At 62.2% G+C, this 18,868-nt stretch carries 16 protein-coding genes; all 16 read right to left on the bottom strand.

What is annotated here, in order from left to right; translation table 11 throughout:
* Positions 1-26 precede the first annotated feature (26 nt).
* The 16 genes from ftsZ to mraZ all read right to left on the bottom strand — a co-directional run bounded on the left by ftsZ (position 27) and on the right by mraZ (position 18,786).
* Positions 27-1,694 carry a cell division protein FtsZ gene (gene ftsZ / locus ACODTY_RS13470; protein WP_488994761.1) on the bottom strand — a complete coding sequence of 556 codons (1,668 nt, stop codon included), beginning with the start codon at positions 1,692-1,694 and terminating at the stop codon, positions 27-29.
* A gap of 69 nt (positions 1,695-1,763) precedes the next feature.
* A complete protein-coding gene (gene ftsA, locus ACODTY_RS13465; RefSeq protein ID WP_488994760.1) occupies positions 1,764-3,071 on the bottom strand; it encodes a cell division protein FtsA in 1,308 nt (435 codons plus the stop codon).
* Positions 3,068-4,006: a cell division protein FtsQ/DivIB gene (locus ACODTY_RS13460; RefSeq protein ID WP_488994759.1), complete on the bottom strand. Its 939-nt coding sequence runs from the start codon at positions 4,004-4,006 to the stop codon at positions 3,068-3,070. The genes ftsA and ACODTY_RS13460 overlap by 4 nt, the downstream gene beginning before the upstream one ends.
* A complete protein-coding gene (locus ACODTY_RS13455; RefSeq protein ID WP_488994758.1) occupies positions 3,994-4,920 on the bottom strand; it encodes a D-alanine--D-alanine ligase in 927 nt (308 codons plus the stop codon). The genes ACODTY_RS13460 and ACODTY_RS13455 overlap by 13 nt, the downstream gene beginning before the upstream one ends.
* A gap of 217 nt (positions 4,921-5,137) precedes the next feature.
* A complete protein-coding gene (murB, locus tag ACODTY_RS13450; protein ID WP_488994757.1) occupies positions 5,138-6,103 on the bottom strand; it encodes a UDP-N-acetylmuramate dehydrogenase in 966 nt (321 codons plus the stop codon).
* Positions 6,100-7,506, bottom strand: a complete 1,407-nt coding sequence (gene murC, locus ACODTY_RS13445) for a UDP-N-acetylmuramate--L-alanine ligase (protein WP_488994756.1) — start codon at positions 7,504-7,506, stop codon at positions 6,100-6,102. The genes murB and murC overlap by 4 nt, the downstream gene beginning before the upstream one ends.
* Positions 7,503-8,630, bottom strand: a complete 1,128-nt coding sequence (gene murG / locus ACODTY_RS13440; RefSeq protein WP_488994755.1) for an undecaprenyldiphospho-muramoylpentapeptide beta-N-acetylglucosaminyltransferase — start codon at positions 8,628-8,630, stop codon at positions 7,503-7,505. Before murG ends, murC begins: the two co-directional genes overlap by 4 nt.
* Positions 8,631-9,782, bottom strand: a complete 1,152-nt coding sequence (gene ftsW / locus ACODTY_RS13435) for a putative lipid II flippase FtsW (RefSeq protein ID WP_488994754.1) — start codon at positions 9,780-9,782, stop codon at positions 8,631-8,633.
* Positions 9,782-11,182 (bottom strand): UDP-N-acetylmuramoyl-L-alanine--D-glutamate ligase, encoded by a 1,401-nt coding sequence (murD, locus tag ACODTY_RS13430; RefSeq protein WP_488994753.1) that lies wholly within the window; start codon positions 11,180-11,182, stop codon positions 9,782-9,784. The genes ftsW and murD overlap by 1 nt, the downstream gene beginning before the upstream one ends.
* 7 nt (positions 11,183-11,189) lie before the next feature.
* Entirely contained in the window at positions 11,190-12,272 is a 1,083-nt protein-coding gene (gene mraY / locus ACODTY_RS13425; RefSeq protein WP_488994752.1) for a phospho-N-acetylmuramoyl-pentapeptide-transferase, read from the bottom strand.
* A 23-nt stretch (positions 12,273-12,295) separates the two neighbouring features.
* Entirely contained in the window at positions 12,296-13,729 is a 1,434-nt protein-coding gene (locus ACODTY_RS13420; protein ID WP_488994751.1) for a UDP-N-acetylmuramoylalanyl-D-glutamyl-2,6-diaminopimelate--D-alanyl-D-alanine ligase, read from the bottom strand.
* The gene (locus tag ACODTY_RS13415) at positions 13,726-15,180 is read right to left on the bottom strand and encodes a UDP-N-acetylmuramoyl-L-alanyl-D-glutamate--2,6-diaminopimelate ligase (RefSeq protein ID WP_488994750.1); all 1,455 of its coding nucleotides are present in this window, start codon (positions 15,178-15,180) and stop codon (positions 13,726-13,728) included. The genes ACODTY_RS13420 and ACODTY_RS13415 overlap by 4 nt, the downstream gene beginning before the upstream one ends.
* Positions 15,181-15,226: 46 nt before the next feature.
* Complete coding sequence (locus ACODTY_RS13410; RefSeq protein ID WP_056237409.1) at positions 15,227-16,942, bottom strand: peptidoglycan D,D-transpeptidase FtsI family protein; 1,716 nt, start codon at positions 16,940-16,942, stop codon at positions 15,227-15,229.
* Positions 16,939-17,310 carry a cell division protein FtsL gene (ftsL, locus tag ACODTY_RS13405; protein ID WP_056237411.1) on the bottom strand — a complete coding sequence of 124 codons (372 nt, stop codon included), beginning with the start codon at positions 17,308-17,310 and terminating at the stop codon, positions 16,939-16,941. Before ftsL ends, ACODTY_RS13410 begins: the two co-directional genes overlap by 4 nt.
* Before the next feature lie 4 nt (positions 17,311-17,314).
* Positions 17,315-18,331 carry a 16S rRNA (cytosine(1402)-N(4))-methyltransferase RsmH gene (gene rsmH, locus ACODTY_RS13400; protein ID WP_488994749.1) on the bottom strand — a complete coding sequence of 339 codons (1,017 nt, stop codon included), beginning with the start codon at positions 18,329-18,331 and terminating at the stop codon, positions 17,315-17,317.
* Complete coding sequence (gene mraZ / locus ACODTY_RS13395) at positions 18,328-18,786, bottom strand: division/cell wall cluster transcriptional repressor MraZ (RefSeq protein ID WP_488994809.1); 459 nt, start codon at positions 18,784-18,786, stop codon at positions 18,328-18,330. The genes rsmH and mraZ overlap by 4 nt, the downstream gene beginning before the upstream one ends.
* Positions 18,787-18,868 lie beyond the last annotated feature (82 nt).

The following is an 18,868-nucleotide window of genomic DNA, read 5'->3' as shown; positions in this document are numbered from 1 at the left end:
CGGTAAGTGTTGCAACCGGTTAACGGTCAGTTCGCCTGACGCCGAAGGAAGGCCGGAATTTCCAACTGGTCTTCCTCGTGAGCGCTGCGCGATGGCGATGCAAGGCGGCCCTGATCGTCAAGCTGGCCACGACGCGGCGCGTAGAGCTGCGGGTCCTGGCTCGGCATGCGACGAACTTCCGGGGCGGCCTGGCGCAGCTTAGGCTCGCGCGGCTGGGCCGGCTGCAAGCGCGCCGGCTCCTCTTCGCGGCGGGTCAAGCCATTGGTCAGGCGCTTCAGCAGGCCCATCGGGCCGCGATCTTCATGATCGACCGGATGCGACTTGGCTTCCACTTCCGCCTTCACGACCGGAGGAAAATCCTCGACGCGGGGCATACGCTGCGGTGCTGCGGCCATCGGCTGCGGCATTTCACGCGGCTGCGGAGCCGGCTGCACGGCCTGAGGTGCTACATGCTGAACATGCGTCTGTGCCGGAGGTGCCTGGAACAGCTTGCTCTGAGGACGGAAGTCCTCGGCATGAGCAGACGGAGCCGGCCGGTGCGCCATCGCAGCCGCATTCTGCTCGGCCATCTGGATGGCCTCGGCGATCGGGTCATGCGCGCGCTGTTCCTGCTGGACAGCGGGCTGCGCCGGAACCGGACGCGCTTCCGCAGCAGCAGCAGCCGGACGCGGCTGAGGCTTAGGCGGAACCGAGCGGAGCGCAATCGGTGCGGCCGCGATATCGGCCGCCGACTTGTCGATGCCGGTGGCGACGACCGACACGCGGATGACGCCTTCCAGTTCCTCGTCGAAGGTAGCGCCAAGAATGATGTTGGCGTCCTGGTCGACTTCCTCGCGAATGCGGGTTGCGGCTTCGTCGACCTCGAACAGGGTAAGGTCGCGACCGCCCGTGATGGAGATCAGCAGGCCCTTGGCTCCCTTCATCGAGGTTTCGTCGAGCAACGGGTTGGCAATGGCGGCTTCGGCTGCGGCCATTGCGCGACCGTCGCCCGATGCCTCGCCGGTGCCCATCATCGCCTTGCCCATTTCGCGCATCACCGAGCGAACGTCGGCGAAGTCGAGGTTGATCAGGCCTTCCTTGACCATCAGGTCGGTGATGCAGGCAACGCCCGAATAGAGTACCTGGTCGGCCATGGCGAAAGCGTCGGCAAAGGTCGTCTTGTCATTGGCCAGGCGGAACAGGTTCTGATTCGGGATCACGATCAGCGTATCGACGCACTTCTGCAGTTCCTCGATACCCAGATCAGCCGTCTTCATGCGGCGCTGGCCTTCGAAATGGAACGGCTTGGTGACGACGCCGACGGTCAGGATGCCCTTTTCACGGGCAGCGCGGGCAACCACTGGCGCAGCGCCGGTTCCGGTGCCGCCGCCCATGCCGGCGGTGACGAAGCACATATGCGTGTTCGACAGATGATCGTTGATCTCGTCGATGCATTCTTCAGCCGCTGCGCGACCGACTTCGGGCTGGGAGCCGGCACCAAGGCCTTCGGTCACATGCGCGCCGAGCTGAACGAGCCGTTCAGCCTTGGACATGGTCAGCGCTTGTGCATCCGTGTTCGCAACTACGAACTCGACGCCACGCAGGCCGGCCGTGATCATGTTGTTGACCGCGTTGCCGCCGCCGCCGCCAACGCCGAATACGGTGATTCGCGGCTTGAGTTCTGTAATGTCCGGCTTTTGCAGATTGATTGCCATTGTCCTCGTCCTTTGCCTTTTCCCGCCGCCTCGCCGTAGCGGCCGCCTATGGGGCTGTCCCCGTCAACTCTAGAAACTGTCCCTCAACCACTGACTCATGCGATGCAATCGTCCATCGGTTCCGGTCATCTTCAGACCAGACACTCTACTTGCTGAAGCACTCTCGAAGCTTGCGACCTGTGGGTAGATCAAAAGTCCGACCACGGTCGAAAACGCTGGTCCCTTTGCAGCTTCGGGAAGGCCGGCAACACCCAGCGGCCGCCCTATCCGCACATTCCTTCCAAGGATACGCCGCGCAGCTTCCGGCAATCCGGCAAGCTGGCTCGCTCCACCCGTCAGAACGATCCGCTTTCCAACTGCACTGCCGTAGCCTGATTTGTTGATTCGGTCGCGCAGCAATTCCAGCGTCTCATCGACACGGGCGCGGATGATGCGCGTCATGACCGAGCGGGGCACCTGCTGGGGAGCCTCGTGGTCATCGCCGATCGGATGGATGGTGACGAGATCGCGGTCGTCGGCACTTCCCGGCAACGCAGAGCCGTGCATCACCTTCAGGCGCTCAGCCGCCTCGATCGTGGTCGAAAGGCCTTTGGCAAGGTCCAGCGTAACGTGGTTGCCACCAACAGGAATGGCATCTCCGTGCGCGAAGGAGCCTTCCGAGAAAATCGAGATGGTGGTCGTTCCGCCGCCCATGTCGATGCAGGCAGCGCCCATTTCGAGTTCGTCATCGACAAGCGCCGCCAAGCCGCTTGCATATGGCGTGGCGACGAGGCGCTCGACCGAAAGGTGCGAACGATTGATGCTGAGCTCGAGGTTTTTCAGAGGCGCGGCATCGCCGGTCAACACATGCATGTCGACGCCAAGCGTATCGCCGACCATGCCGCGCGGATCGCGAACACCGTGCTCGGCATCCAGCGCGAAGCCGACCGGCAGTGAATGGATCACCTCGCGCTCGGACTTCAGCGCTTGCCGCGCGCCGGCCAGAAGAACCCGCTTGATGTCGCCTTCGTCAACTTCATGCCCACCCAGATTGATGGTCGCGGAAAAGGTTTCGCTCTTGAGGCGGCCAGCCGTCATGTTGACGATCAGCGAATCGACCGTAAGGCCCGCCATCCGTTCGGCGGAGTCGACGGCAAGGCGAATGGCATGTTCGGCACGGTCGAGATCGACGACCACGCCGGACTTCACGCCCTGCGATTTCTGGTGGCCTATGCCGATGACCTGGACGCGGTGCGAGCGGCCACGCAGCAGCTTGCCGTCTTCGTTGGGCTTCAGCTTGGCAACGACGCAGCAAACCTTGCTTGAACCGACATCAAGCACCGTGAGGATGCCAGATCGGCGCGATGATGAATCGCCGTGCCCGCCAAGCCAGCTCATATTTTCTTCTCCGGCTCGCCAAGGCCTTTAGGCTTTTCCTTCAACGCGGCCATGCGCGCCGCCGATGCGTCCGGCGACAGTTCGACGGCAACGCGATCGGGAATTCTCAAATCGACAGCGACGACATCACGGCCAAACAGACCATTTTCACGGTCCATCCGCACAACATCGGCAAGAGCCTGGCCAACATCATGCTCCGGCAGCTTCACGGTGATGCCGTTTGCAAGCCTGATGTTCCAGCGCCGGTCGCCGACGCGGATATAGCCCTTGACCTGCGCGGCAAGCGTCGGAAATTGCTGCACCTGAGCCATCAGGTCGGGAGCATGGTCGGGCGCACCGCTGCCCACGATCAGCGGCAGCTTCGCGAGATTCCCACCAGTAAACGGCGCAATGATACGGCCCGAGCGCTCAATCACGTCGAGCGTCGCCCCCTGCTGCCAAAGCGCGAAAGCCTGCCGCTCGTCGATGCGAATCTCAAGCGTGTGCGGATAGACCTTGCGGACGGTCGCAACCTCGACCCACGGCAGCGAAGCCACCCTTTCGCGCGCGGCCTCGACATCAAGCCCGATCAGCGAGGTCCAGCCATTCAGCTCGAGCTTGTCGAGAATATCGATCTCGGATGTGTGCTGGTTGCCCACCACCTTGATCTGGTCGACCGCAAAGCCGGTCCGCGCCGTAACGCTTTGCACAAAGCTGTCGAGGTGACCGCCGAGATAGGCGCCATAGGTCGCACTCGATGAGAGCAGCACAGCCGAGAGGATCGTCGCAGCGTAGGGCGGAGCCTTGTACGCCCCCTCACCCAGCCTCGAAACCATGCGCAGCGGCCGACGCAGCCAGCGACGCGGAACGAAACGGCCAAGCGGCGCAAAGACATCAGCCAGCGCGGCGCTCGGGGCACCCCTTCCGCCACTTTGTCCCCACCTCAACGCAGACACGAAGCGTCCTCCACCATCCAACTCAACAAATCGCCGAACGAATGTCCCGCATGTGCGGCGATTTCAGGCACCAAAGACGTCGGCGTCATGCCCGGCTGGGTATTGACCTCAAGCCAGACAACCTCGCCGTTTTCGGAGTGACGGTCGTCGTAACGGAAGTCCGACCGGGATACGCCCCGGCAACCGATCGCTTGGTGAGCCTTAAGCGACAGTGTCAGTATTTTTTGGTAAATATTCGGTGAAATTTTTGCAGGGCATTCGTGTTTTGATCCGCCGACCACGTATTTTGAATCGTAATCGTAGAAGGCATGCCCGGTCGGGATGATCTCGGTTACGCCGAGCGCAACGTCGCCCATCACGGCGCATGTCAGTTCGCGCCCGTGGACGTAGCGCTCAACCATGACGACATCGCCATACTTCCAGTCAGGCGAGGAAATCACCTGCGGCGGATGGGACTGCCCTTCCTTGACGATGACCACGCCGAAGCTCGACCCCTCATTGACCGGCTTGACCACATAGGGCGGCTGCATCGGATGCTTGTCGACAATCGAGAACCGGCTGACGATCTTCGATTCCGCCACCGGCAAGCCGGCAGCCTTGGCGACCTTCTTGGCCTGCCCCTTGTTCATGGCGAGCGCCGAAGAAAGCACGCCTGAATGCGTGTACGGGATCGCGAGGTATTCCAGAATCCCCTGGATCGTACCGTCTTCACCAAAGGGGCCATGCAGGGCATTGAAGGCGACATCCGGCTTGAGATCGGCAAGCGCGGCGCCAACGTTGCGATCAACATCCAGACGGGTGACACGATAGCCTTCAGCCTCAAGCGCATCCGCGCAGGCCTTACCGGAAAACAAGGACACAGGCCGCTCAGACGAGAACCCACCCATCAAGACAGCCACGTGCTTGTTCTTCATTCCCCGTCATCCCCTTGGCGGGCCAGCAACTCTGCTTCCTGAAACAAAAGCCCAGCGCCCGGCGGGCTGCCCCACCAGAAAAACAACGCGCTAAACGACTCAAATCAGGAAACGCTTCGGAAGCAGAGAATCAGAGAGTTGATTCCGTGACAAGTGCTTAAGATTCCGAGAGATTCACTTTCTGCGAAAACAGCGAAAAAACTGCGGAAGTGAGTCTTCAGAGCAACTGTCCGAGGAACTCCTGGACCGTATGTCCGGCCCGGAAATTTCCGATCCGCTTGATCTCCCAATGGAGGCGGATGCCGGAATGTTCGAGCACGCGGGCGCGCACGGTCTCGCCAAGATATTCAAGATCGTATCCGGTAGCCGAACCGGTATTGATCATGAAGTTGCAGTGCATGGGCGACATCTGCGCGCCGCCGATCATCAGCCCACGGCAGCCTGCGTTGTCGATTTCCTTCCAGGCCGAGGTGCCTTCGGGATTCTTGAACGTCGAACCACCGGTCTTTTCGCGAATGGGCTGCACCGTCTCACGGTGATGCTGGACCGCATCCATGGAGGCCTTGATAACCGCCTTGTCTTCCGGATAGCCCTCGAACAGCGCCGACGTGAAGATGAAATCCGCAGGTGCGGACGAATGCCGGTAGGCATAGCCCATGTCGGCATTTGAAAGCGTGTGGCGGTTGCCCTTGCGATCGAGCGCCGTCACTTCGACCACGCGCTCGCGCGTCTCGACGCCATTGGCGCCGGCGTTCATCCGAAGCGCACCGCCGATTGCACCCGGTATGCCGTGATAGAAATGGAAGCCGCCGATGCCGGCTTCGAGCGCCACTGCCGCAACGCGCTTGTCCGGCACCGCTGCCCCTGCCCTGATCCGGGTGCGCGAGATCGCCTCCGCCTCTCCAAAACCTTTCGCGGAAAGGCGAACGACAAATCCGCCGATGCCGCCGTCGCGAACCAGAAGGTTCGAGCCGACGCCGACAATGGTCAGCGGCACGTCTTCAGGCACTGCTTTAAGAAAAGCGGCCAGGTCGTCCTCGTCGGCGGGCTGGAACAGCGCATCGGCAAGGCCGCCTGCCCTGAACCAGGTGATCTTGTCCATCTCGGCATTCGGCGTGATGCGCCCGCGCAAACCGGCGAGTTCGCCACCAAGCTTTTCTATCAGTGCTTCGTCACGGCTCAAATCTTCGCCTCGCCAAGTTCCTTGGGCAATGCATAGGCCCACTGGGTGATGTTACCAGCACCAAGGAAAACAACGAAATCGCCGGGCTTTGCAAGGTCGCGCACAAGTGGCGCGATAGCGGACGGGCCTTCGATATAGCGGGCGTCGCGGTGCCCGCCGGCACGCATGCGCGCAACCAGTGTGTCGCTGCTCACACCTTCTATCGGCTCCTCGCCCGCCGCATAGACGGGTGCGACCATGACCGTATCGGCATCGTTGAAGCAGACCGAGAACTCATCGAAGAGGTCGTGCAGGCGGGTGAAGCGATGCGGCTGCGCAATCGCGATGATGCGGCCCTTGGTCGAATCGCGCGCCGCCCGCAGCACTGCCTTGATCTCGACCGGATGGTGGCCGTAGTCATCGAATATCTCGACCCCGTCCCATGAGCCGGTGTGGGTAAAGCGCCGCTTCACGCCGCCGAACGACGACAGGCCCTTCCTGATCGCCTCGGGCGACAGGCCAAGCTCATGCGCAACGGCGATGGCAGCCGTGGCGTTGGAAACGTTGTGGCGACCCGGCATCGGCAGCCTCAGGCCGGAAATGGCAATGTCCGCGCCAGTCTTGCGGTTGCGGATGATGACATCGAATTCGGAAATGGCTCCGTGCATGCGGTGGTTGCTGAAGCGCACGTCGGCCTGCGCGTTCTCGCCATAGGTGATGACGCGCCGGTCCTCGATGCGGCTGACCAGCGCCTGCACTTCCGGGTGGTCGATGCACATGACGCCGAAGCCGTAGAACGGCACGTTCTCCACAAATTGCCGGAACGCCTCCCGCACACGGTCAAAGCTGCCATAGTGATCGAGGTGCTCGGGGTCGATGTTGGTAACGACGGCAATTTCTGCCGGCAGTTTCAGGAACGTGCCGTCGCTCTCGTCGGCCTCCACCACCATCCACTCGCCATCGCCCATGCGGGCGTTGGTGCCGTAGGCGTTGATGATGCCGCCATTGATGACGGTCGGGTCGAGCCCGCCGGCTTCGAGCAGCGTGGCCACCATCGACGTCGTGGTCGTCTTGCCATGCGTGCCGCCGATGGCCACGGCCTGGCGAAAGCGCATCAACTCGGCCAGCATCTCGGCGCGGCGCACCACGGGCAAAAGCCTTTCGCGCGCAGCCTTCAGTTCCGGGTTGGATTTCTTGATCGCAGTCGAGACCACGACCACTTCGGCGTCGCCGAGGTTTTCGGCCCGGTGGCCGACGAAACACTCTATGCCCTTTTCGCGCAGACGCTGGACGTTGGCGCTGTCCGCCTGGTCAGAGCCTTGCACCTTGTAGCCAAGGTTGTGCAGCACTTCGGCGATGCCGCTCATGCCGATGCCGCCGATGCCGATGAAATGCACGAGGCCGATGGATTGCGGCATCTTCATGCGTGCAGTTCCTTCCTGAATTGTTCGACTGATTTGCCGGACGCAATAGCCTCTGTCAGGTCGGCGAGCAACCTCGTGGCATCTGGTTTGCCGGCAGTCTTTCCCGCAGCGGCCATTGAAGCGAGCCTGTCGGGGTCGTTCATCAGACCGCCGATCAGCCCGGCAATCTTCTCAACTGAAAGCGTCGATTGCGCGTGAACTTCGGCACCGCCGGCAGCAGCAAGTGCCGCTGCATTCGCAGCCTGGTCATGGTCAAGCGCGTGCGGATAAGGAACAAGCAAGGCAGGCCGGCCGATCACCGCGATTTCGGAAACGGTCGAAGCGCCGGAGCGCGAAATCACCAGATGGCAGGCGGCCATGCGCGCCGCCATGTCGGTGAAGAAGGGCGAGACCTCCGCCTTCACCCCGATCTTCTCGTAAGCCGCCTTGACGCGCGCCACATCCTCCGCGCGAGCCTGCTGCACGACGGAAAGCCTCGCCAGTTGGTCCTTGGTCAGTTGCGCGACGGCGGAGGGAATCGCGTCGGAAAAGAACTGCGCGCCCTGGCTTCCGCCGAACACCAGAAGGCGGAATGCGTCACCGGATCGCGAGACCGAGTATGGCGTTGAAGAAGCAGCGATCACCTGTGGCCGCACCGGATTTCCGGTCGTGACCGTCTTTGCACCGGCGGCGCTGGTATCTTCCGGCAGGAAGCCGCCGGCAATCGCCGTCACTCGTCTCGACAACGCCCGATTGGCACGGCCCATGACCGCATTCTGCTCGTGGATCATCGTCGCCACACCACGGCGTGTCGCTGCATAGAGCGGCGGCAATGTCGGATAGCCGCCGAACCCGACCACCACTGCCGGCTTGATCCGCCTGATGATCGCCGAAGCCTGGCGCACGCCGCCCCACAGCTTCCAGAACGTAGCCAGCAAGGCGAGCGGGTTCTTTGAACCTACCGTTGCCGAACGGATCTGGTGAATGGTCTCAGCGGGGAAATGGCCTGCGAACCGTTCTGCTCGATCGTCGGTTGCGAGATGGATCGTCCAGCCCCGCTCCTTCAATTCGTGAGCCAGTGCCTCGGCAGGGAAAAGATGACCGCCGGTGCCGCCCGCAGCAAGTAGAATAACGCCCTTTGCCATTTACTCTGCCGGCATGGCCCGCTGCAGAAAGCCGTACTCGGCCTGTTTGCGCTTTTCCGGTTTGCGGCGAGTCAAGGCAAGCACCATGCCCATCGAAAGGGCGATGGCGATCTGCGACGAGCCGCCATAGGAAATGAACGGCAGCGTCATGCCCTTGGCCGGCATCAATTGCAGGTTGACGCCCATGTTGATGACCGATTGCAGCCCGAAAACCGTGACCAGCCCGCCGATGGCATAGCGGGTGAAGTCGTCATGCTCTTTCAGCGCGGTGCTTAGGCCCCGCAGCACGATGAAGGCAAAGATCAGCATGATGCCGAAGCACATGATGAGGCCGAATTCCTCGCCCGCAACGGCAAAGACAAAGTCGGCGTGACTGTCGGGAATGAGGCGCTTGATCGTGCCTTCGCCCGGCCCAAGCCCGAGCCAGCCGCCATTCACCAGCGCCTCGTGGCCCATGTCGACCTGGAACGTGTCGCCCTCTCCGGTCAGGAAGCGGTCGATACGCCCGGCGACGTGGGGAAACACCTCGTAGGCCGCGAACATGCCGCTGACGCCGATCACGCCGAGAGCGATGATCCAGATCCACGGCAATCCGGCCATGAAGAACATGACGCCCCAGGTGCCGGTCACCAGCATGGTCTGACCGAGGTCAGGCTGCGCCACCAGAAGCGCCAGCACCAGCCCGAGCAAGATCATCGCAAACAGGTTGCCCGGAATATCCGGTTGGCGCTTGTGTTCGGCAAAAAGCCACGCGCAGATGACCACGAAGGCAGGCTTGAGGAATTCCGAAGGCTGGATCGACAGCCCCGCCAGTGACACCCAGCGCCGCGCGCCCTTCACCTCGACGCCGATGTAGAGAACCACGACCATCAGAACCAGCATCAGGCAAAGCATGATGACTGCCAATCGCCTGATCTGCCGCGCATTGAGGAAGGACACGGCAAGCATGACGCCGAGCGCAGGGATCGTGAAGATGATCTGCCTTGTGGCGAAGTGGAATGAATCAAGCCCGATGCGTTCCGCGACAGCAGGACTCGCCGCAAAGGACAGGATGATGCCCAGCCCCATCAGCGACAGGAAGGCAGCAAGGAACCAGCGGTCGATCGTCCACCACCAGTTGGAAACCGGGCTAGTGTCGAGACGGCTCTGCATCAGCGTGCCCCTCCAATGGGCGTTACACCCTTTATGGCATGCGCAGCTTGCCTGAAGGCTTCGCCCCGCACCTCGAAATTCTTGAACTGGTCAAAGCTCGCGCAGGCCGGCGACAACAGCACCACGGCCTCGCCGCTGTTGTCTTGCTCGGCATCATGCGCCGCGTGTTCGATTGCCGCTGCAAGCGTGCCGGAAATTTCATAAGGCACGGTTTCGCCAAGCGTCGCCGAAAAGGCAGGCGCGGCCTCGCCGATGAGATACGCCTTGGCGATACGCGAAAACAGACCGCGCAGTGGTTCGATGCCGCCTTCCTTCGGAAGTCCTCCGGCAATCCAGTAGATGCGTGGGAAGCTGGACAATGCCGGTGCCGCTGCATCCGCATTGGTCGCCTTGGAATCGTTCACGAACAGCACGTGACCCTTGCGGCCGACCTGCTCCATGCGATGCTCAAGACCCGGAAAACTTTCGAGGCCGGTCTGGATTTCGCCAAGCTCGAGGCCGACCTTCAGGCAGGCCGCAACGGCAGCCAGCGCGTTCTGCGCATTGTGCTGGCCACGCAGCGAACCAATGCCTTCCAGAAAACCGATGCGGCTGTAGCGGCCGTTGACAGCCTCCATCAGGTTGGTGCCGTCGGCAAAATAGCCGTCGGTCAAAGGCAGGCGCTTGGAAATACGGACGACGGTTTTGCCGGCGCGCTCGAGCCGGTCCGCAATCTGCGCGCACCAGCTATCGTCGACGCCAATGATGGCCGTATCGCTGCCGGCAACGAGGCGCTCCTTGATCGAAGCGTAATGCTGCATCGTGCCGTGGCGGTCGAGGTGATCCGGCGTCAGGTTGAGCAGCACACCGGCGGTCGGATTGATCGAAGGCGCGAGGTCGATCTGGTAGGACGAGCACTCGACGACATAGTGCCGCTCGGCGGCGAGCGGATCGAGCGTCATCACCGCCCGGCCGATGTTTCCGCCCATCTGTGCGTCGCGGCCCGCAGACTTCAGGATATGGGCGGTAAGGGCCGTCGTCGTCGATTTGCCATTGGTGCCGGTGATCGCAATGAAGGGTGCATCCGGCGCACGCGCAATGCGCTCCCGCGCGAAAAGTTCGACGTCACCAATCACTTCGACGCCCGCGCCCCGCGCCAACTCCACCGTCCAGTGCGGCTTGGGGTGGGTCAACGGCACGCCGGGCGACAGCACGAACGAGGAAAAGGTTGCCCAATCGGCCCCGCGCAGGTCGCCGGTCGGAATGCCTTCCGCCTCGGCTTTTGCGACGCTTTGCGGGTTGTCGTCCCACGCAAGCACATCCGCCCCGCCCGCCATCAGCGCGCGCGCCGTCGCGGTTCCCGAACCGCCAAGCCCGAAAAGGGAAACCCGCTTGCCTGAAAATACCGATGCTGGGATCAAGTTGCTGCTACCGGAGCTTGAGAGTGGAAAGGCCGATGAGCGCCAGGATCACGGCTATGATCCAGAAGCGGATCACGACCTGGCTCTCGGTCCATCCGAGCTTTTCGAAATGGTGATGGATCGGGGCCATCAGGAAGACGCGCTTGCCGGTCATCTTGAAATAGCCGACCTGGATGATGACCGAGAGGATCTCGACCACGAACAGGCCGCCGACGATGGCCAGCACGATCTCGTGCTTGGTGGCGACTGCAATGGTGCCGATCAGTCCGCCCAATGCCAGCGAGCCGGTATCGCCCATGAAGATCGCCGCCGGAGGCGCATTGAACCACAGGAAGCCGAGGCCAGCGCCGATGACCGCGCCGAGGATCACCGCCAGTTCACCGGTTCCCGGCACGAAATGGATTTGCAGATATTCCGCAAACACCGCGTTGCCCGAGAGATAGGCGATGACGCCGAAGGACGCCGCCGCGATCATGATCGGCACGATGGCGAGGCCATCGAGCCCGTCGGTCAGGTTGACCGCATTGCCCGCGCCAACGACGACGAAGGCGGCGAACGGAATGAAGAACCAGCCGAGATTGAGCAGGAATTCCTTGGCGAACGGGAAGGTCAGCGACGACGAGAACGGGGCCTGCCCGTTGCGCATGATGATCCATGCCGCGATGCCCGCGATCAGGAATTCGAAGGCGAGCCGCGCCTTGCCGGAAAAGCCGAGATGCGACTGCTTCGTGACCTTGAGGTAGTCATCGTAGAAGCCGATGGCGCCGAAGCCCAGCGTCACGAACAGCACCACCCAGACATAGACGCTGGTGAGATTTGCCCACAGAAGCGAGGATATGACGATGCCGGTCAGGATCATCAGACCGCCCATCGTGGGCGTGCCGGCTTTCTTGAAGTGCGTCTGCGGACCGTCGGCGCGGATCGGCTGGCCCTTGCCTTGCCGGATGCGCAGCGAATTGATGATGGTCGGTCCGAAGATGAACACGATCAGCGCCGCCGTGATCAGCGAACCGCCGGTCCTGAACGTGATATAGCGAAAAACGTTGAAGGCCGTGAACCGGTCTGCAAATTCAACGAGCAGCGTCAGCATGCTTTGTTCGTCCCCCAGACCTGTCAGGTCTGTCTTGAATATTCAGTTTCGGCCGGAAATTTCTTGAGCAAGGCATCGACCAGCTTGGAAAAGCCGATCCCCTTCGACGACTTGATCATCACCACGTCCCCCGGCTTGATCATATCGATCAGAACCGGCCTCAAATCTTCAACTCCGTCGCGATAGGCAATCTGGATATCGGCGGGAAGCGCCTCGGCAAGATGCTGCATCTGCGGCCCGCCAAGCAGCACCGTAGACGTCTCGGTGCCGACAATGAGTTCGCTCAGGGCTGCGTGCAGCTTGGCCGAATGGTCGCCGAGTTCGAGCATGTCGCCAAGCACGGCAACACGCCGGCCATCGCCGGAAACCGGCGTTGTGTTGAGCAGCTCCATCGCTGCCTTCATCGAAGCCGGATTGGCGTTGTAGCTTTCGTCGATAAGCGTGAACGGGCCTTTCGGATGGTGCAGCAAATGCCGCTTGCCACGGCCCTGCTCGGCCGAAAGGTCGCTGAGCGCCAATGCCGCCTTGGCGACATCTGCGCCCGCGAGATGGGCAGCGCCCAGCACGGCAAGCGCGTTCTGCACCATGTGGCGGCCGGGCGCGCCGATGCGCAGCACCATTTCCTTGCCGGCGATCTTGGCCGTCACCGTCGAATGGTCGGCGTGCTGCACGCAATCGATCAGGCGATAGGTGGAGCGCGCATTTTCGCCGAAACCGTAGACGCGCTGCACACCGGCCGCCCGCGCCAGTTTGTTCAGCATGTTGGCGCGCGGGTCGTCGCGGTTGAGCAATGCCGCGCCTTCGGGTTCGATGCCTTCGAATATCTCGGCCTTGGCCTTGGCGATCTCGTCCAAATTCTTGAAGAAGCCGAGATGCGCTGCTGCAATCAGAGTGATGATGGCGACATGCGGCCTGACCATCTTGACCAGCGGGCGGATTTCGCCGGGATGGTTCATGCCGATCTCGAACACCGCATATTGCGTATGTTCGGGAAGTCGTGCCAAAGTGAGCGGCACGCCCCAGTGATTGTTGAACGACTTGTCCGACGCATGGACAGAGCCGACCGAGCCAAGCACGCGCCGAAGCGCCTCCTTGGTCGTCGTCTTCCCCGCCGAACCGGTAACGGCGATGATCTTGCCCTTCGACCTTTCCCGCGCGGCAATGCCGAGCTTTTCCAGCGCAACAAGCACGTCGGGCACGACGATCATCGGCGCGGTCAGCCGTCCCAGCGCCGGCAGCTTGCCTTCGGCGATGATGAGCACGGCGGCACCCGCCTTTACGGCTGCGGTCGCGAAGTCGTGGCCATCCATCGCCTCGCCCTTGATGGCGAAAAAGGCATCGCCCGGCTGCAGGCTGCGCGTGTCGATGGAAATGCCTGAAATGCCTTCCGGCATCGAGCCGAGTGGTCGTCCACCCATTGCCGCGACAAGCGCATCCGAGGTCCACAGGAAACTCATGCCGCGCGATCCTTCAGCGCCGCACGCACTTCCTCGTGGTCGGAAAACGGAAAGGTTTCCGCCCCGATCGTCTGGCCTTCCTCGTGACCCTTGCCGGCCACGATCAAGGTATCGCCGGCGTGGAGCATCTGGACCGCTTCATGGATCGCCCTGCGGCGGTCGCCGATCTCGACCGCGCCGGGCGCAGCAGCCATGATCGCCGCGCGAATATCGGCCGGCATTTCCGAACGCGGATTGTCGTCCGTCACGATGGTGACATCGGCCAACCGCGTGGCGATCTCGCCCATGATCGGGCGCTTGCCGCGGTCGCGGTCGCCGCCGCAACCGAACACGACCACGACGCGGCCTGTCGTGAACGGTCGCACCGATGTCAGCACATTCTCCAGCGCATCCGGCTTGTGCGCATAGTCGACATAGACCGGCGCGCCTTCCCTCGTCGTGCCGACAAGGTCGAGACGGCCGGGCGCACCTTGCAGTTTTTCCAGCGCCATCATCGCCTTGGCGACCGGAGTTCCTGTCGATATGGCAAGACCGGCGGAAACAAGCGCGTTTGAAATCTGGAAATCGCCGGCCAGTGGCAGGTCGATCTCGTAGAGGGTGCCGTCGGCCTCGACCTCCGCCCGCTGACGGTGCCGTTCGTGTTCCACGCGCTTCAGCTTCAGGAACGAGCCGTGGCGTCCGACGGTCCGCACATCGAGCTTGGCCGCTTGCGCTGCCTTGATCGTAGGCTCGGACCACGGATCGTCGGCAAAGATGACCGCCGGCGCGCCTTTCGGCAGGAGCGTATCGAACAGGCGCAGCTTGGCCCGGTGATAGTCCTCGACCGTTGGGTGATAATCCATGTGGTCGCGGCCAAGATTGGTGAACCCGCCGGCGGAGAGCCGCACGCCGTCGAGGCGGCGCTGGTCAAGGCCGTGGCTGGACGCCTCCATCGAGGCGTGCGTGACACCCGCATCGGCCAGTTCCTTAAGCAGCAGGTGCAGCGCTACCGGATCAGGGGTCGTCAGCGAGCCATATTCGTTGCGGCCCGGCGCAACCACGCCGGTGGTGCCGATGGATGCGGCCGCAAACCCGGCATGTTCCCAGATCTGGCGTGTGAAGGCGGCAACGGATGTCTTTCCGCTCGTACCCGTAACCGCGACCATCGTTGCCGGCTGCTTGCCGAAGAAATTCGCCGCCGACAGCGCCAGCGCCAAACGCGGATCGTCAACGGCCACCACGGGAATTGAGAGGTCGGAAAGCGCGCTGCCTTTGCCGGTTACAATCGCAACCGCGCCTCGCTTGGCTGCGTCCGAGGCATAAGTCGCACCGTCGGCCTTTGTACCGGACAGGGCAAAGAACAGCATGCCGGGCTGGATTTGTCGCGAGTCCGACGAAATCCCGGTAATCTCCGTGTCGGAGGCAAGCGCCCCTTCGACAGGCAGTATGCCGGTTAGATTTTTCAGCTTCATCTAAATCCAGTCGCAATAGCAGATGGGCACCAACGCGCCCGTAGAATCACTCGTAGGAAACCAGCGTTGCCGCATTTTCATGGCTGAAATCCGGCTCAACGCCAAGCATCGAAGCCGAACGGCGAATGATGTTTGCAACGATCGGCGCGGCGTTCGAGCCGGCAGTCGCACCCATGCCCGGCTTTTCCGGCTGCGGTTCGTCAACGATGGACAGGACGATATATTGTGGATCGTCCATCGGGAACGACGCGACAAAGGCATTGAAACGCTTGTCGCCCGAATAGCGGCCGTTGACGACCTTTTCGGCCGTACCGGTCTTGCCGCCGACGCGATAGCCCGGAACCTCGGCCCGCTTGCCCGATCCCTTCTCGGCATTGAGCCGGTAGAGATAGCGCATGTCGTTGCTCGTCTTTTCGCTGACGACCTTCTTGGCTTCAGCCATCGCCTGTTCCTGCGTGCGCGGCAAGAATGTCGGCTCCATCAGGTAGCCGCCGTTCATCAGGGCGGCGCAGCCGACTGCCGTCTGCAACGGCGTCGTCGAGACGCCGTGTCCGAAGGCGATTGTGATGGAGTGAACCTTCTTCCAGACCTTTGGCTCTGTCGGGCGCGCGACTTCCGGCAATTCGGTCTGCATCTTCTCGAGAATGCCCAGCCGATGCAGGAATTCGCGGTGGCCCTCGATGCCGACCACATCGGCTTCCTTTGCGGAACCGATGTTGGATGAGTAGATGAAGACTTCCGGCACGGTCAGAACGCGATGCTTGCCGTGGAAGTCGCGGATGGTCTGGTGGCCGATGGTGATCGGGCGGGTCGCATCGAAGGTGCTGTCCAGCGATACCTTGCCGGAATCGAGCGCCATCGCCGTCGTGAAGCTCTTGAAGGTCGAACCCATTTCATAGAGACCCGCGGACATGCGGTTCAGCCGGTCCTTGTCCTGGGCGTTGTAGGGGTTGTTCGGATCGAAATCCGGAACCGACGCCATCGCCACGACCTCTCCGGTCTTGACGTTGAGAACGACCGCGCCGGCGGCGATTGCATGGTATTTTTCAAGGGCGGCGGCAATCTCGTCATGCACGATGTGCTGCACGCGCAGGTCGACCGACAAACGGACAGGCTCGAGGTCCTTGGCAATGGCGAGCCCCGACTGCTGCAGGTCGGCCAGCCCTTGGCCATCAATGTACTTTTCCAGCCCGGAAATACCCTGGTTGTCGATGTTGGTCAGGCCGACGATGTAGGCTGCCGTCTCGCCTGCGGGATAGAAGCGTCGCTTTTCCGTCCGAAAGCCGATGCCGGGGATGCCCAACTGCATGATTTCGGCTTGCTGCTTCGGCGTCAGCTGCCGCTGCAGCCACACAAAGCCGGCGCCGCTCTTCAGCTTGTTGTAGGTCTGTTCGTAGTCGATTTCCGGCAGGACAGTGGCGAGCTTTTCGATTGCTTCGTCGGCGTCCACGATATGGCGCGGCTCGGCATAGAGCGAAGACGTCTTGATGTCGGTCGCCAGCACTTCGCCATTGCGGTCAACGATGTCCGGGCGCGAGGCGGTGACGCGGCTTGCCGGCGCACCTGACGTATCCGGGTCCTGGAAGCCGAGATAAACGAGGCGGCCGCCGATGGTGGCGTAGATGCCGAAGAACACCGCCATGGTGAGAACGACGCGCGTCTTTGTCTTGCCGCCGGTCGCCTTGCGGGCCGCATCGACGACAATCGAACCGTCTTCGCTGACGGCCCGGGTTCGCTTGAACGGATTCAACCTGAGCTTCATTCCACCGCTCCGGTCTTGGTCGGATCAAGCAGTTCATCACCGGTGCCTGCGGCGTCCGCCGACGTGATGTCTTCAATCGTCAAAGGGCGCGGCGGCAAAACATCAAGGCCCGCAAACTGGTGCGGATTGACCGGCTCCAGTCCCAATTGCTCCTGATACCGCTCTACCAGCTTCTGCAGCCGCGACGGTTGGGTCAAAAGGCTCCAGTCGGCCTTCAACAGGTCGATCGTGTCTTCTTCCGTGCGGATCTGCACCTGCAGCTTGCGAACGTTATCGAGCTGCTCTTCGGCATCTCGCTTGATCGTATAGGTCATCGCCGCCGAAGCGACCATGACTGCTATAAGGACGATGTCACTGGGGCGGAACACGTGCTCACCTCTCTCCCGATTGGTGGATGCCGGGAAGCTTTGGAAGGCCGAAAATCGAAAAGTCTTCGCCGCGCGCCGGAGCTTCGGTGCGGATGGCAGCGCGCAACCGGGCAGAACGCGCGCGCGGATTCTGCGCCACTTCGGCGTCGCCCGGCGTGATCCCGCCGCCCAGTTTCTGGAAAGTTGCAGTCCGCGCTTGCGCCTCGGGCATATGGCGTGAGCCGGCGGCGGCATCGGCGCGGTCCGCGATGAAGCGCTTGACGATCCGGTCTTCCAGCGAATGAAACGTCACCACGGCCAGACGTCCGCCCGGCTTCAGCACTTTTTCGGCAGCGATCAGCGCCTTGGCCAGTTCACCAAGCTCGTCGTTGACGTAGATGCGCAGCGCCTGAAAAACGCGCGTCGCCGGATGGATCTTGTCCTTGGGCGCACGACCGATATGGGTTTCGATGGCATCCGCAAGATCGAGCGTGCGCTCGAACGGCTTCTTTTCGCGGCGTGCCTCGATCATGCGGGCAATGCGGCCGGCATGGCGTTCTTCGCCGAGAAACCCGAAGATGCGGGCGAGATCGCCAGCCTTGAGCCGATTGACGATATCGGCGGCACTCGGACCGGCCTGCGCCATGCGCATGTCGAGCGGACCGTCCGTGCGAAAGGAAAATCCACGTTCGGTCTGATCGAGCTGCATCGACGATACGCCGATGTCCAGCACCACCCCGTCAGCCTCGTCTACCTGCTCGGCAAGCGACGAGAACGGCGCCTGCACCAACCGCAGGCGTCCTTGCGACTGCGTCTCCAAAGCCTTGCCGGCAGCGATTGCATCGGGGTCGCGGTCAATCGCCACCACGGACGCGCCGCTGTCCAGGATCGCCTTGGTGTAGCCACCGGCACCGAAGGTCCCGTCAATGATGACGTCGCCCTCATTCGGCGCCAAGGCTTCCAGCACCTCAGCAAGAAGGACCGGAATGTGACGGGTCAGTCCGCCAACGGCGCTGTTGTCATCGCCGCGACCCGTCATCATTCCGGTCGCTCCCCAGGCTTCGTCCCCTGTCGAAGCTTCAACAGCCTTGCCCGCGCTTCCGCCCCATAGGCGGCAAGCCGGCCAGGCTCCCATATCTGAAAGAATTGGCCGCGGCCGACGAAGGCCACTTCCGCGCCAATCCCGGTATGTTCCCTGATGAAGTCCGGAACCGTGATGCGTCCGTCCTGGTCGAGCTTCAAAAACGTCCCATCGCCATGACAGAAGAACGACATGTCGTCCGCAGTCTGTAGAAACGGGTCCTCTTGCGCGATGCGCGCTTCGTAGCGGTCGAGCAGGTCGAGCCCGCCGACATCCATCGCAGGAATGTCGAGACAGCGAAGCGCATAGAGCTCGGTATAGCCGCGCTTCTGCACGACGGAACGGAAATGCGACGGCACCGAGACGCGCCCCTTGGCGTCTATCCTGTTCACTGAGTTCGACAGAAATCGGTCCATTACGCGCCACAGCCGCTTGCGCCGCTGCATCCCTCCCCGTCTTCACGCCGCCACGGCGCGTTTGCTGGCGATTCTCACCGTT

Source organism: Mesorhizobium sp. FG116 (genome assembly GCF_057809835.1).
This window is presented reverse-complemented; position numbering and strand designations above follow the sequence as displayed.